This window comes from Thalassospiraceae bacterium LMO-JJ14 (assembly GCA_021555105.2).
GTDB lineage: Bacteria > Pseudomonadota > Alphaproteobacteria > Rhodospirillales > Casp-alpha2 > UBA4479.
The window spans coordinates 478,852-493,936 of record CP134604.1; the positions used below are offsets into that span (position 1 = coordinate 478,852).

Below are 15,085 nucleotides of genomic sequence, written 5' to 3' on the forward strand. Positions count from 1 at the left end.
TGATCTTTTTGTAAGAGCGTCACTTCCCCTGACCCGCTGGATGCGATAGCCTTCACCTATTGAACCTCGAGACAAGACGGGGATAAGGGAGCATCCAATGCCGAAATCGGATCACGCCGGCGGCGCTATCGCGTCGACCGCTCTTGGGGCAGCACAAAAAACGGACAAGGGAAAAAAGGGCAAACTGCTTCGTGCGTTCATCGCCGAATATTATGCCCATGTCCCCGAGCATGATCTCAAGGCCCTGAGCGGCCCCGAGCTTGTCGGCATGGCGCGCGCGCACCTGGAAACAGGGATGACGCGAAAACCGCGGACAGCCAACATCCGGGTCTATAATCCTGATTCAAAAAGTAACAAGTGGTCGGCGGATCACAGCGTCGTCGAAATCGTCACCGACGACATGCCGTTCCTGGTCGATTCCATATCCTCCGAACTGACGCGGCGCGAGCTGCCGATACATCTCGTCATCCACCCCGTCTGCAAGGTCCGCCGGAGCAAGACCGGCACGGTGCTCGATATTCTTGAGCGCGGCCATATGGACGTCGATGCGAGAACCGAAAGCTTCATGCATTTCCAGATCGCGCAACAGCCGGAAAAGGCGCTGCGTGAAATCGCCGCCTCGCTGAAATCCGTCCTCGAAGACGTGCGTGCCTCGGTCGAGGACTGGCGGCCGATGCGCGAGCGCATGGAAACCGTCATCGATGATCTGGCGGTCGAGCCGCGCGGCATTCAGTTGGAGGAAGCGTCTGAAATCCGCGAGCTGCTGCGCTGGCTGCATGACAACCATTTCACGTTCCTGGGGTTCCGCGAATACAAGATCTCCAGCGCCGGCAAGAAAACCCGCGTCACCGTTGACCGTGCGTCGGGCCTGGGCGTTTTGCGCGATCCCGGCACCACCGTGTTCGAGGCCTTTCAGTCCAAGGGCGCCCTGCCCGCCGAGATCGCCGAGTTTTTGGGTAAGCGCGATCTGCTGACCGTGACCAAGACCAACCAGCGTTCGCAGGTGCACCGCTCGGTTCACATGGACGCCATCGGCATCAAGAAGATCGACAAGAACGGCAAGGTCATCGGCCATCGCCTGTTCGTCGGCCTGTTCACATCGGTCGCCTATAACCTTTCGCCCAGAAACATTCCGCTTTTGCGCCGCCGTCTGCAGAACATCATCGACAGGGCCGGCTTTTCGCGTGACAGCCACGACGGCAAGGCACTGCTGAACATTCTCGAAACCTATCCCCGCGACGAGCTTTTTCAGATCAAGGAAGAACGGCTGTTCGAGATCGCCACGGGTATCTTGCACCTGCAGGAACGCCAACGTGTCGCGCTGTTCGTGCGCGAGGATGTCTTCAAGCGCTATCTGTCGTGCATGGTGTTCGTGCCGCGCGACCGCTACGACACCGGGCTGCGTCAGAAAATGCAGGAAATTCTGGCCGACGCATTCGGCGGCGAGCCGTCCGCGTTCTTCACCCAGCTGGGCGATTCACCGCTGGCGCGCGTGCACCTGATCATCAAGCTGATGGGCCGCAAGATGCCCAAGTACAACACGCTTGAACTGGAAGCGAAAATTGCCGAGGCGGCACGGTCATGGGGCGACAGGGTTCTCGATGCGCTGACCGCACGCGAAGGCGAGGCCCGTGCGCACGCCCTGCATGCGCGCTTCAAGAATGCTTTCGGGCCGTCCTATCAGGCACAGTATTCTTCGGATGAGGTCCTGTTCGATCTCGACAAGATCGAGGCCCTCGCCTGCGAGGGGGGCATCGGCTTTCACCTGTACCGGCCGGACGGCACGGATGCCGCATCGGTCCGTTTCAAGCTCTACAACCCGGAAACCGAAATCCCGTTGTCGGATGTGCTGCCGGTCTTCGAGCATATGGGATTCAAGGTCATCAACGAAGCGGGGCCGCACAGCGTTACCCTGCCGGATGCCGGTTTCTCGCGTCTTGTTATCCACGATTTCGGCCTTGAGCAGCGCAGCGGCGCGGCCATCGATGTCGATGCGATCCGCGACAACTTCGAGGATGCCTTCGCCCGGGTCTGGCACGGCGACGCGGAAAGCGACGGCTTCAATGCACTGGTGATCGGTGCCGGTCTGAGCTGGCGCGACATTGTCGTTCTCCGGGCGTACTGCAAATACCTGCGCCAGGTCGGCATCACGTTCTCGCAGGCCTATATGGAACAGACCATCGCCCGCCATCCCGGCTTCGCCGGCCTGCTGGTCGACATGTTCCATACGATTTTCGATCCGGCGCAGGCCAAGAATAAAAAATCCAACCCGGAACGGATGCGTAAAACCTATCTCGAAAAACTGGAAAACGTCGCCAGTGCCGACGAAGACCGTATCTTGCGGCGCTTCCTCAATCTGCTCGATTCAACGCTCAGGACAAACTTCTTCCAGATGGGCGATGACGGCACGGCGAAATCCTATGTCTCGTTCAAAATCAATTCGCGTGAAATCGAAGACATGCCGCTGCCGCGCCCGTTCCGCGAAATCTGGGTTTACAGTCCAAGGGTCGAAGGTGTGCACCTGCGCTTCGGGTTCGTCGCGCGCGGCGGACTTCGCTGGTCGGACCGGCCGGAAGATTTCCGCACCGAAGTGCTCGGCCTCGTCAAGGCGCAGCAGGTCAAGAACGCGGTCATCGTGCCGGTCGGATCGAAGGGCGGGTTCGTCTGCAAACAGCCGCCCGCGGACAACAGCCGCGATGCGTTTTTGAGCGAAGGCATCGCGTGCTACAAGATTTTCCTCTCCGGCCTTCTCGATATCACCGACAATATTTCCGGCCCGCGGGTCACGCAGCGCAAGGACGTGGTGCGCCTCGACGGTGACGATCCGTATCTGGTCGTTGCCGCCGACAAGGGGACGGCGACGTTTTCGGATATCGCCAACGGGGTCTCGATCGACTACGGGCACTGGCTCGGCGATGCGTTCGCATCGGGCGGCAGCCAGGGCTATGACCACAAGAAAATGGGCATCACCGCGAAGGGTGCCTGGGAATGCGTCAAGCGCCACTTCCGTGAGATCGGCGTCGACACACAGAGCGAGGACTTCACCTGCATCGGTGTCGGCGACATGTCCGGCGACGTGTTCGGCAACGGCATGCTGCTGTCGAAGCACATCAAACTGCTGGCGGCGTTCAATCACATGCACATCTTCGTCGATCCGGATCCGGATCCGGCGAAGACCTGGGTCGAGCGCAAACGGCTGTTCGACATGGGCCGCTCGTCATGGACGGACTACAATACCAAGCTGATTTCCAAGGGCGGCGCGATCTTCGAGCGCAACGCCAAGTCGCTGAAACTCAGCCCCGAGATCAAGGCGCTGTTCGGCATCGACAAGGACACGGTCGCACCGAACGAACTGCTGAAAGCGATTCTCAAACACAATGCCGATCTTTTGTGGTTCGGCGGCATCGGCACGTATATCAAAGCGGCACATGAATCCGCCGCCGACGTCGGCGATCGCGCCAACGATGCGATCCGTATCAACGGCGCCGACGTTCGCGCCAAGGTCATCGGCGAAGGCGCCAACCTGGGCACCACGCAACTTGGACGCATTGAATTTGCGCAGCATGGCGGGCGGCTCAATACCGACAGCATCGACAACTCGGCCGGCGTCGATTCCTCGGACCACGAGGTCAACATCAAGATTCTGCTGGGCCAGGTGATGCAGGCCGGCAATCTGAACCAATCCGCCCGCAACAAGTTGCTCGCCAGCATGACCAACGAGGTCGGTGCGCTGGTGTTGCGGCATAACTATGACCAGGGCCAGGCGATTACGCTGATCCAGGCACGCGGGCTTGCCGCGCTCGACAACCAGCACCGGCTGATGAAAACGCTGGAGCGTGCGGACCGTCTGAACCGCACCGTCGAATTCCTGCCCGACGATGAAGTCATGGCGGAGCGCGCGCAACAGCGCCACGGGTTGTTCCGGCCCGAGATCGCGGTGCTGCTGTCGTATGCCAAGCTCTGGACCTACGACGAGTTGCTGGCGTCCGACGTGCCGGACGACCCATACCTGTTCAACGACCTGGTGAAATACTTCCCGACACCGCTTCGGGAAAAATACCGCGGTGAAATCGCCAAACACCGCCTGCGCCGCGAGATCGTCGCGACGCGGCTGACCAACAACCTGATCAACCGCATGGGCAGCAGCTTCGTCAACGAGGTCCGCGAAAAGACGGGCCTGGGCGTACCGGAAATCGCCCGCGCCTGGTTCATCGCCCAGGAAATCTTCGAGATGCCGAAACTGTGGGCCGAGATCGAGGCGCTCGACAACAAGGTCCCGGCGGCGACGCAGACCTCGATGATGATCGACACGCATCACCTTTTGGAATGGGTGACGCTATGGTTCCTGCGTCACGGGGAAAAGAATCTCGATATCGGCAGCAACTGCGGCGCCTTTGCCGACGGCATGCGCACGCTGGCGGCCAACCTGTCGTCGACGCTGCCGAAGCATTACGTCAGCGATCTGAAGTCGCGCGCACAACCGTATATCGATCACGGCGCACCGGAAGCACTGGCGCTGCGTGTCGCCAATCTGGTGAACCTGTATTCGGGGTGCGACATCGTCAAACTGGCGATCAAGCGGAAGGGCGATGTGCTGGCCGTGGCCAAGGGCTATTTCGCCATCGGCACGCGCTTCCGCATGGGCCGGTTGCGGGCAGCCGCGGAGCTGCTGGATTCCGAAAGCCACTGGCAGCAGCTTGCCATCGCCGCGCTGGTCGAGGAAATCTACAGCCACCAGCTGCACCTGACCGAAGCCGTTCTCGAAAGTGCCCGCAAGGGGGCTTCGCCGCAGCAGGCGGTGGACACGTGGATTACCTCGAACCCTGCGCTGGTGGAGCCGACCGAACAGATGCTCGGCGAGCTGTGGAATGTCGAGGTCAACGACCTGTCGATGATCGCCGTCGCTAGCCGTCAGCTCAGGACCATGGTCGACGGTGCCAGGCACTAAAGCGCCGTCACGTTTGGGGGTTGCCGCGTGGTGCCTGTACGACTGGGCCAACTCGGCTTTCCCGACGGTCATCATCACGTTTGTCTTCGCCGCTTACTTCACCAAGGGCGTCGCACCTGACGAGGTGACGGGGACGGCGCTGTGGGGTCAGGCCATCGGCTGGTCGGCGTTGTTCGTCGCCGTCATCAGCCCGGTCATCGGCGCCATCGCCGATCACACCGGCCCGCGCAAACCCTGGCTGTTCGTTTCCACGCTGGCATGTATTTTCCTGTCGGCGGCGCTTTGGACCGTGGCGCCGGATCAGCACATGATGATCCGGGGGCTGTTTCTGGTCGCCGCCGCCAATGTTGCATTCGAAACCGGCATGGTATTCTACAACGCCATGCTGCCCGACCTGGTTCCCGATAATCGCATCGGGCGGGTGTCGGGCTGGGGCTGGGGGACGGGGTATGCCGGCGGGCTGATTTGTCTTTCCCTGGTGCTGGTCGCTTTCGTGCAGACCGACACGCCGCTGTTCGGGCTCGATAAGGATGCGGCCGAGCACCTGCGTGTGACCGGCCCCTTCGTCGCGGCATGGATGGCATTGTTTGCGCTGCCTGTTTTTTTGTTCAGCCCGGACCGGCCGCCAACCGGAATCGGCATGGCCGAAGCCGTCCGCCGCGGCTTTGGCGAGCTGGCCGGGACCATCCGCACGGCACGCGCGCACGCCACGGTTTTCAGGTATCTGCTGGCCCGAATGATCTACACCGACGGCCTTAACACCTTATTTGCGTTCGGCGGCATCTACGCCGCCGGGACTTTCGGTATGAGCTTCGCCGACCTGATCGTTTTCGGGATCGGCATGAACGTCATGGCGGGCCTGGGGGCGCTGGCATTTTCCTGGGCCGATGACCGCTGGGGGCCGATCCGCGTCATCTATATCTCGCTGGCGGCGCTGACGGTGCTGGGCGCGGCGATCCTGGTGGTCACCGATGTCACGCACTTCTGGATCGTCGGGCTTTCGCTGGGCGTTTTTGTCGGCCCGGCGCAATCGGCGAGCCGTTCGCTGATGGCACATCTCGCGCCGCCCGAGATCCGCACCGAGATGTTCGGCCTGTACGCCCTGTCCGGCAAGGCGACGGCATTCCTGGGACCGATGCTGGTCGGCGCCCTGACCGTGGCGTTCGACAGCCAGCGTGTCGGCATGGGCGGTATTTTGCTGTTCTTCATCGTTGGCGGCTGGCTGCTCAGGGGCGTTCACTACCGGCCCCCGCCGCGACCTGAGCCGGTTGCCTGACCCGGTTGCCTGGGAGGGTCAAACGGGATATACGAAGCCATGACATTTCCCGATCGGAATTTCGACGGCATCGGCGGCTACCTTGACGCCTACGCCGAACATGTGGCGAAAGCCTTTGCCTCCATCGACCGCGCGCAACTGACCCGTGCCGGCGAATTGCTCGACGCGACATACGGCGCGGGCAATACGGTGTTTGTCTGCGGCAACGGCGGCTCGGCGGCGATCTCCAATCACTTTCACTGCGATCACCTGAAGGGCGTGCAGACGGACACCGTGCTGAAGCCGCGCGTTGTCTCGCTGTCGTCGACGGTGGAAACACTGACCGCGATCGCCAACGACATTTCCTATGACGAGGTCTTTGCCTATCAGCTCAAGACGATGGCCGATCCGGGCGACGTTCTGGTCACGGTGTCATCGTCGGGCGACAGCGAAAACGTCGTGCGCGCGGCAACCTGGGCACGCGACAATCAGGTCCCCGTCATCGCCTTTACCGGTTTCGGCGGCGGCCGCACCGCCGGCCTTTGCGACGTACACCTGCATGTCGACGCGGACAATTACGGTGTGATCGAAGATGTCCATCAGTCGATGATGCATGTCCTGGCGCAGCACCTGCGGGTGCGCAATATGGATCCGTCCCTGATCGGGTCCAGAAAGTTTTAATGCAGATTATTCCTGTCATTCTGTCGGGCGGCATGGGGGCCAGACTCTGGCCACTGTCCAGGCAGGCACGGCCCAAGCAATTCCTGGAGCTGGCAGGCGAAGAAAGTCTGATTGTCGCGACCACGCGCCGCGTCACCAACCCCGCCCGGTTTTCGCGTCCGGTTTTCGTCTGCAACGACGATCACCGCTTCATGGTCGCCGAGCAGTTACGTGACGCCGGATTGGTGCCGTGCGATATCCTTTTGGAACCGGAAGCCAGGAATACGGCGGCGGCAATTGCGGCGGCTGCCGCACATGTCGAGGCGGCGCACGGCGGCGATGCGATCATGCTGGTTCTGCCGTCGGATCATCTGATCAGGGATAACAGCGAGTTTCTGGCGGCTGTCGATATTGCCGCACAGGCTGCGGTGGCGGGACGGATTGTCACATTCGGGATACATGCCGACGGGCCGGAAACCGGCTACGGGTACATCGAATCCGGAAACCCCGCAGCCGGCATCGTGGGTGCGAACGATATCGTCCGCTTTACCGAAAAGCCGGACAAAAAAACGGCGACCGGTTTTGTCGAATCCGGTCGCCATTTCTGGAATGGGGGAATTTTTGCCTTATCGGCGAAAACGGCCGCGGGAGCATTCGATGTTGCCCGGCCGGGGATGTTTGCCGTGGCCCGGCGGGCGGTTGCGGAAAGCAAACGCGATCTGGACTTTATTCGCCTTGATGCCGGCGCTTATGCGGAATTCCCCGTTGAGTCATTTGACCGATTGGTGATGGAGAAAAGTACCCTCGGCGCGGTCGTACCGGTTGATATGGGCTGGAGCGACATCGGATCGTGGGATGCTATCTGGCGTGTTTTGCCGCATGATGACGACGGCAACGCTTGCGTCGGCGATGTCGTGTTGAGCGGCAGCCGGAATTGCCTGGTCCATTCGGAACACGGCCTGGTGACGATGGTCGGGGTGGAGGGATTGGTGGTGGTTGCCACGGATGACAGTGTGCTGGTGATGGATCGCGACCTTTCGCAGGATTTACGCGGCATCGTTGACGCCTTGCAGGCAGACCGTCGTCCGGAGGTCGAAACGGCGAATACGGTACATCGCCCGTGGGGATCGTATCAGGACATCGACCGCGGTGCCGGATTTCGCGCCAAGCGGATCACGGTTCGGCCCGGCGGCAGACTTTCGCTGCAGCGCCACGAACGCCGTGCCGAGCATTGGGTCGTTGTCGACGGCGTCGCCCACGTGACCAAGGGGGACCGGGAAATCGTGCTTGAGGCGAACCAGTCGATCTATATCCCGGCCGGCGAAAACCATCGCCTGGAAAACCGTGCAGATACGGACATCCATCTGATCGAGGTGCAAACCGGGGATTATCTGGAAGAAGACGATATAGAGCGGCTCGAGGATTCCTACGGCCGCATCGACTAGGCCTCATCCGGTTTGCGGCGGCTAGCCCCCGCGCTTCATGGTCTCGGGACCGCGCCTCAGCCATGTCGTCGCGAAAACGAAGAAATACCAGCGCAGGTAGGGTTTGATCCACGGCAGAATCTGAAACCGGCTTTCGCCTTCGCGGCGTTCGTACCATTTTGCCGGAATTTCATCGAGGCGCAGGCCGAGACGGTGTGCCTTGGCGACCAGTTCGATGGCATAGGTGAAGCCATCGGTCGACTCCAGCTCGACGGCATCCAGAAGTTCACGCGAATACAGCTTGAAGCCGTTTGTGGCGTCGCGGATCGGCGAACGGCCTAAGATGTACATCGAGATGTTGGCCGTCACGGTCAGCATCTTCTTGTACCACACGCAGCCGTCCATGCAGCCGCCCGGCAGGAACCGGCTACCGGCAACGAGCGAGGCGCCGGCCTTGGCCCGGTCGACCATCTTGTCGATGATGTCGGCATTGAAATCGTCATCGGCCATATGAGTCAGAACATAAGGCGCCGTGGAGCGGCGCAGTCCGCTGACCACAGCCATGTTCGGTCCGCGCCCGACATTCTTGACGGGAATGATTTCAACCGTGTCCCTATGCTGATAGCCGGCAACGGCCTCCAGGGTATCGTCTTCGTCGAAATCGTAGCAGATCAGCACGCGATAAGGTGTTTCCACATGCCGCCGCACATCTTCCAGCAGGGATATGATATTTTTTCCCTCGTTATAGACGGGAACGACGATTTCGAGTTCTATCATGTGACTGTCTCGATGCGTTATGGGCGAATGACCGGTTTCGGTACGGGCACGATGAACTTTCCACCGTCTTTAATAAACGGCGATTTCTCCAGGAAAAAGTCCAGATAATTCCAAGCCAACAGCAGGGCGTGGGTGTAGCCGCCCGCCAGAAACGCCTCGTCGGAAATGATCGGCAGGTGCGTGCCGGGGGTGACCTTGCCGATCTTAAGCTCGTTGTTCTCAGCAACCGCATCGATCAGCGAGGCATCCGCCTTGATGAAGTTCAGCAGCGTGTTGCCCTTGGCCGGAGCACCGTAGGCGGCAATTTTCGCGCCTTCGGCCTTCAGGGCGCGCATCATGGCGACCAGCTCTTCACCGGTTTTGCGGACGCGCTCGGCGAATTGCTCATAGGCGGCGATGTTAGAAACGCCCCAGGCCGTCTCGGCGGCGCGCATGCCGGTGATTGTCTCGTGTGTCGCATGCGCCGCGTCAGCCAGGCAGACGAACAGCCTGAGCGCCGGCCCGGAAGCGCCGACTTCGGTGCGTTCGACATGAAATGCCCGCAGCCCCGTTTTCGCGAACAGCTTATCCAGCGGTGCGATGCTCAGATACGACAGATGTTCGTGATAGATGGTGTCGAAATACAGTGCCTCGATCATATCGACGAGATACGGAAACTCGATGATGAACACCCCGTCTTCGTCCAAAAGCTCGCGGACACCGGCGGCAAAACCGGTGATATCGTCGACATGTGCAAAGACGTTGGTTGCGGTAATGATTGCCGCCTTGCCGTGCGAAGCGGCGACATCGCGGCCGCATTGTTCGTTGAAGAAACGTTCGACGACATCGAAGCCGCGTTCTTTCGCGTACTTCCCGGCGCTCGACGGCTCGATCCCGAGCACCCGGTATGCATCTTCCGGATAGCAATTGAGCGTGATGCCGTCATTACAGCCGACGTCGACGACCAGACTGCCGGGCGCAGGCTGGAGCATCTCCAGGGCGCTGTCGATCATACCCTGATAATGCTGGCACAGTGCGCGCGACGTGGACGACAGATACGCATAGTCGTCAAAGATGTCTTCGGAGGAAACGATATCCAGCAACTGCGAAAGGCCGCATCCGGTGCAAAGATAAACGTCGAGCGGAAACGCCTGCTCGTCATCGATTTCGGCGGCGGCAATAAACGAATTCGACGGCGGCTGATCGCCCAGCGACAGATACCGGACAAGATCGCGGCCGCCGCAGATGCGGCAGGTGTCTTTTTTGAACGCGCGGTAATTGGCCATTATGTTTTTGTCACCTTCCGTTGCCGGGGGGTCGATACCGGTGCATTTGTGGCAGAGCCTGCCTAAAACTCAAGGATCAATTCTTGACCACATATGCAGCGACCCGCAGGTCTTGGGCAGGAGTCTGTAATGCCGCAAATGCGCGCCGTCGAAACCGCGTTCGCCGTTGTCCGTGGACAACGCCAATGTCGTAAACTCGCCGTTATCGATGCGCCCGCCGATGCCGTCCTTTTCGTGCGGTATGCCAAGGGCCCGTGCCCGTCCATAGGTATAAGAAAGGACGAACGGCTCGGCACTTTGGGTCATCCACGGCAAAGACAGATAGGTGTCTTCGACAAACAGGGGCCCGGGATATCTGTTGATGCATTCGGCCGCAGCCGTCAATTCGCTGTGGCTTTTCCGTGCCGGATCGAGCACACCCAGGACGCCACCGATAACCAGAACACACAGCAGCGCATGCATGGCCATCGCCGCCAGCCAGGCACGGGCCAGCGCCAAGCGCCCGGATGACGGCTTTTCCATGCAGGCAAAACCGCTGACCAGAAGGCCGGCGGCAAACAGGCCTGGTGTGAAGGTGTAATTCTCCGCGCTGGCATCCTGGACCGAAAGCGCAAAGATAATGCCGGCAGAGGCGATGAAGCCATACAGGAAAAATCGGCACACCCAGCGGTTCATAAATTGCCGGCGGTACGCTGGCTGTGTCACCAGGGCATAGACGATGACCAGCAAGGGCAGATAGATCGGCAGGGTTTTGGCAACGGCATTGGCCCAGACCTTGATGCCGTGCATCAGGGAATACTCCAGCGCGATCTGCGTGAAGAAGATGCTTTGGCGGTACAGTTCGCCGCCCGCGAAGATGGCCGCGAAGCAGGACCCGAGATAGACAGCACAGAAAAGGAAAAGTGCGCGCCATTCCCGCTCGAACAGCAAGAACAGACCGATGCCGCACACCGCACTGATGGCGGCCTGCTTGAACATCCAGCTGCCGAACAGCAATGCCGCCGCCAGTGTCACAGCGAGTTGCCTGTTTTCCGCATACGTGCGGATGAAAACAAGTACGGCGATTATCTCGAAAACGAAGGCCCACAGATCCGGCCGCACGGTAAACGCCCAGAATCCCATCAGCGGGCCGATGAACAGCAATGCCGCCGAAAGTGCTGCGACAAATCGCGGCTGCTGGTCTTCGGCCGCCTGCGCCTGGCGCCCGGCCGTCATCAGCAGGCATGCTGCCAGCGCCCATCCGGCAACGGCGCCCAGCAGCGTCAGGAACCTGCTGACTGTCGGCAGCCACGTGTCGGCCAATGACAGCAGCGATAGCCAGAACCAAGACCAGGTGCCGTAAACGACATAAAACAGCGCATTATAGAACGACATCGCATAAGGACTGCGCGACGGGTCCGTGTAAACATCGACGCCATGAACCGACTTCCAGATGGCGTACAGAGACGCCTGCTCATCGCCGCTGGTGATGAACTGGAGCGGAACGTCAAACGATACGCCGTTATATAGGCGCACGGCCATCAGCACGGCCATCGACGCGGCCGATCCCCAGAATGCCGTCAGATACAGGCGGTTCATGGTCATGGACAGAAAGGGTACGTCACTTCGGCCGGCGCGCTACGACAACCAGGGAGGCGCCGAACGGATAATTGACGCCAAGCCTGACGGGGATCTGATCGAGTTCGAACAAAACCCGCAGGATAAATCCGGTCAGCGGCGAGACCTTGAGCTCCAGATAATCGGACATCTTGTCGCCCTTGCGGAACTTCTGCATGACCTTACGTGAAAAATACTGCAACGGCAGGGTCAGCATACCGAATGAAAAGGTCCGAACGATCTCGAAACCGGCCTGTTTGACCCGCGCGTCGAACTGCTGCCGGCCGTAACGGCGCTTGTGACACGCCAAATCGTCCATGATGCTCCACATGAACATGTGACGGGGGACGACGAAGATCGCGCCGCCGCCGGGCTTCAGGGTCTGCAGAAGCTCATGCATGGCGCCGACATCGTCATCGATATGTTCGATCACGTCGAAGGCGCCGATGGCATCGAACTGTTCGCGGAACGGGATGCCGTGCGCGTCGGTCTGCAAAAGCTGTTCGACGCCGTCACCCAGGCGGTCGCGCGCGACTTCCAGCCCCGAGGTATAGATGTCGCTGCCTGAAAGCCGCAGGGCGGGATTCTTTTCATGCAGGCCCATCAACACGATACCGGTGCCGCAGCCCATTTCGTAAAATGACGTGGCGTCCGGAAAATACTTGCCGAGCGTCCACGCAATCAGGTTGTTGCGCGGTACATACCAGAAACTGGATTCCTCGGATTCCGCCAGATCGCCGAAACTGTCGTCATCGAAGGCGGTCGTGGTGTTGACCAGCTGCGGCGCAAACGCGTTGAAGCCATCAATTGTCTCGGGTGTGACGCCGCACGCAGGGCAGGTCCAGTCATCGCTGTCAAAGAGGTGATTGCACGAAAGACAGCGCTTCATGATGTCCGAGCCTCGTTTGGTGCCTGATCCGCATGCGCATCATACCATGTGGCGAGCTTGGGAAAACCATCGGCCAGCATGACTTTCGGCGTGTAGCCGAGGGCGGCGATTTTTGTAATGTCGGGGCTGCGCCGGGGCGTGCCGCCTTTTTGTAAAGGCTGCGGGACGAGTTCAATTTTACGGTCGAAATATTGCCCGACCATGTGCGCGACATCGCGGATCGCGACTTCCTCGGGGTTGCCGATGTGATAGATTTCGCCACTGCCGCCTTTTTCCGACATCAAAATCACGGCATCGATGAAGTCGTCGATATAGTTGAAGGCGCGGGTTTCGCGGCCATCGCCCTGGATCGGGAACGCTAGCGGATCGGCGTCGGATTCTGCGCAAAGCTGCTTCATGCGCAAGACGAACTGCGGCAGCACATGCTCCCAGCCCATGTCCGGACCATAGACATTGTGAGGGCGGAAGATCTGCACCCTGTCGCAAATGCGCGTTGCCGTGTGCAGCGCCATCATCTCGCCAATGATCTTGCCGGCGCCGTAGGAATAGCGGGGATTGGTCGGATCCGGCACGACCATCTGCACGTCTTCGGGCGTGGGGACGACGGCGGGCGTCTGATAGACCTCGGACGTCGAGGCATAGATCAGCTCGGCGACGCCCTGTGTCTTACAGCCGTCGATGACGTTGACCATGCCCTTGACGCCGACATCGAGCACCAGATCGGGCTTTTCGTAAAAGAACTCGGTGCCGTTGACGTAGGCCAGATGCCACACCGCGTCCTGACCGGCCAGGGCGGCACTGACGGCGTCGGCGTCGCGGATATCCCCATGGACGATTTCAATGTCGGATTTAATGTCGTCGAGCCGCGTCGCGCGGCCCCGGGAATCGTTGTCGAAAACACGCACCCGATGGCCGTCGGCGAGGAGCCGACGTACCAGCGCCGAGCCGATGAAGCCGGTGCCGCCGGTGACGACGATTTTCTTGCTCATACCGATCCTTTGACGACGGTCGCCGGGTCCGGGGCGACAATGTGATTCCACACATCGAACACCGGCTTGCCCTTGGTGTCGAGGTCCCGGTATGCCGAATGTGGGGTGCAGACGACGAGAATGTCGCTGTCGTTGACGACCTGATCCAGCGGCAACAGGTTCGGATCGTCGAGCACATGCGGGTCTGTGCTCAGCACGTCCCTGGCCCGCATCATCAGGTGCTTCTTCATTTTATAGCTGAGCGAGGCGCGAATATCGTCGCTGTCGGCCTTGAACGACATGCCGAGCAGACCGACGGTTTGTTCGGCAAGATCGAACTGGGCGGCGATCTTTTCGATCACGTACAGCACCAGGCCTTCGTTCACCAGCATCGCCGAGTTGCCGAGCGAGAACTGGTTTCGGGCAAATGCGGCGATCTGCATGGTGTCCTTGAACAGGCACGGGCCGGCGGTGAAGCCGGGGCGCGGCATGTTCTTGGCGCGTTCGTAGCCGTGCGTCATGCCGAAATGGATTTTCGAATAGTCCGCGCCAGCCTGATCGGCCAGCATATAGAACTGGTTGGCGATGGCGAATTCGATATACCGGTAGGAATTGTCGAACAACTTGACGAATTCGGCTTCCAGCGGGCTCAACTCGATCATTTCCGGCACCACGGGCTTGAAAAAGGCGCGCGCTTCGTCAAGCGCGGCCTGGGTCGTGCCGCTGATGATCTGCGGCAGTTCGGAAAGCTCGCGGATGGCGCGCCCCTGCACGGAGCGTTCCGGGCAGAACGCCACCCGGCTTTTGCGGCCGATCTGTTCGAGATAGCGGTGCAGCCAGTCGGTGGTACCGGGATAGAGCGTCGAACGCAGTACGATAAGATGATCGTCGGCGATATGCGGTATCAGCGTGTCGATCGCGGATTTTACCTCGCCGTGCGAGGGGTTCAGAAATTCGTCGACCGGCGTGCCGATGGTGATCACAAGCACACCATCCGGTGTGATTTCCGCCGGATCGGCGGTAAGTGTCAGCAGGTCGTTATCGAGTGCCTGTTTCAGATATGCTTCGGCGCCCTCGTCGACGAACGGCATCTTGCCCGATGCGATGGTATCCAGCGTCTGCTGGTTGATGTCGTAGATCTGCACACGCGAGCCTGCGTTGGCAAACGACAGGGCCATCGGCAGGCCGACATGGCCGGCGCCGCCGACGATACAGACATCCGCTTTTTTAATGTCGCTCATTGATATCGCTCAATCTTTTCCGTGACGGGTTAGACGCAGAGGGTCTTGATACAGACCGCGCC

At 60.3% G+C, this 15,085-nt stretch carries 10 protein-coding genes; 4 read left to right on the forward strand and 6 right to left on the reverse strand.

The window, feature by feature from the left end:
- Positions 1–97: 97 nt before the first annotated feature.
- The 4 genes from L2D14_02310 to L2D14_02325 are packed head-to-tail and all read left to right on the forward strand — an operon-like array spanning position 98 to position 8,308.
- On the forward strand, positions 98–4,948 hold the full coding sequence (locus L2D14_02310) for an NAD-glutamate dehydrogenase (protein WNK00267.1): 4,851 nt from the start codon (positions 98–100) through the stop codon (positions 4,946–4,948).
- A complete protein-coding gene (locus tag L2D14_02315; GenBank protein WNK00268.1) occupies positions 4,935–6,224 on the forward strand; it encodes an MFS transporter in 1,290 nt (429 codons plus the stop codon). The genes L2D14_02310 and L2D14_02315 overlap by 14 nt, the downstream gene beginning before the upstream one ends.
- A gap of 39 nt (positions 6,225–6,263) precedes the next feature.
- Entirely contained in the window at positions 6,264–6,884 is a 621-nt protein-coding gene (locus tag L2D14_02320) for an SIS domain-containing protein (protein WNK00269.1), read from the forward strand.
- On the forward strand, positions 6,884–8,308 hold the full coding sequence (locus L2D14_02325; protein WNK00270.1) for a mannose-1-phosphate guanylyltransferase/mannose-6-phosphate isomerase: 1,425 nt from the start codon (positions 6,884–6,886) through the stop codon (positions 8,306–8,308). The genes L2D14_02320 and L2D14_02325 overlap by 1 nt, the downstream gene beginning before the upstream one ends.
- A gap of 21 nt (positions 8,309–8,329) precedes the next feature.
- Here the strand turns inward: L2D14_02325 and L2D14_02330 are convergent, their stop codons facing one another.
- The 6 genes from L2D14_02330 to L2D14_02355 all read right to left on the reverse strand — a co-directional run bounded on the left by L2D14_02330 (position 8,330) and on the right by L2D14_02355 (position 15,023).
- Positions 8,330–9,064: a glycosyltransferase gene (locus L2D14_02330; GenBank protein ID WNK00271.1), complete on the reverse strand. Its 735-nt coding sequence runs from the start codon at positions 9,062–9,064 to the stop codon at positions 8,330–8,332.
- A 17-nt stretch (positions 9,065–9,081) separates the two neighbouring features.
- Entirely contained in the window at positions 9,082–10,329 is a 1,248-nt protein-coding gene (locus L2D14_02335; GenBank protein ID WNK00272.1) for a class I SAM-dependent methyltransferase, read from the reverse strand.
- 69 nt (positions 10,330–10,398) lie between these two features.
- Positions 10,399–11,913 carry a hypothetical protein gene (locus tag L2D14_02340; protein WNK00273.1) on the reverse strand — a complete coding sequence of 505 codons (1,515 nt, stop codon included), beginning with the start codon at positions 11,911–11,913 and terminating at the stop codon, positions 10,399–10,401.
- A 16-nt stretch (positions 11,914–11,929) separates the two neighbouring features.
- A complete protein-coding gene (locus L2D14_02345; GenBank protein ID WNK00274.1) occupies positions 11,930–12,814 on the reverse strand; it encodes a methyltransferase domain-containing protein in 885 nt (294 codons plus the stop codon).
- The gene (locus tag L2D14_02350; protein WNK00275.1) at positions 12,811–13,803 is read right to left on the reverse strand and encodes an SDR family NAD(P)-dependent oxidoreductase; all 993 of its coding nucleotides are present in this window, start codon (positions 13,801–13,803) and stop codon (positions 12,811–12,813) included. Before L2D14_02350 ends, L2D14_02345 begins: the two co-directional genes overlap by 4 nt.
- The gene (locus L2D14_02355; GenBank protein WNK00276.1) at positions 13,800–15,023 is read right to left on the reverse strand and encodes a nucleotide sugar dehydrogenase; all 1,224 of its coding nucleotides are present in this window, start codon (positions 15,021–15,023) and stop codon (positions 13,800–13,802) included. Before L2D14_02355 ends, L2D14_02350 begins: the two co-directional genes overlap by 4 nt.
- Positions 15,024–15,085 lie beyond the last annotated feature (62 nt).

Bases quoted from the DNA above. Each gene is read 5' to 3' on its own strand.
- L2D14_02355 (WNK00276.1), bottom strand. From the start codon at position 15,023: ATGAGCGACATTAAAAAAGCGGATGTCTGTATCGTCGGCGGCGCCGGC.
- L2D14_02340 (WNK00273.1), bottom strand. From the start codon at position 11,913: ATGACCATGAACCGCCTGTATCTGACGGCATTCTGGGGATCGGCCGCG.
- L2D14_02310 (WNK00267.1), top strand. From the start codon at position 98: ATGCCGAAATCGGATCACGCCGGCGGCGCTATCGCGTCGACCGCTCTT.
- L2D14_02345 (WNK00274.1), bottom strand. From the start codon at position 12,814: ATGAAGCGCTGTCTTTCGTGCAATCACCTCTTTGACAGCGATGACTGG.
- L2D14_02325 (WNK00270.1), top strand. From the start codon at position 6,884: ATGCAGATTATTCCTGTCATTCTGTCGGGCGGCATGGGGGCCAGACTC.
- L2D14_02335 (WNK00272.1), bottom strand. From the start codon at position 10,329: ATGGCCAATTACCGCGCGTTCAAAAAAGACACCTGCCGCATCTGCGGC.
- L2D14_02330 (WNK00271.1), bottom strand. From the start codon at position 9,064: ATGATAGAACTCGAAATCGTCGTTCCCGTCTATAACGAGGGAAAAAAT.
- L2D14_02320 (WNK00269.1), top strand. From the start codon at position 6,264: ATGACATTTCCCGATCGGAATTTCGACGGCATCGGCGGCTACCTTGAC.
- L2D14_02350 (WNK00275.1), bottom strand. From the start codon at position 13,803: ATGAGCAAGAAAATCGTCGTCACCGGCGGCACCGGCTTCATCGGCTCG.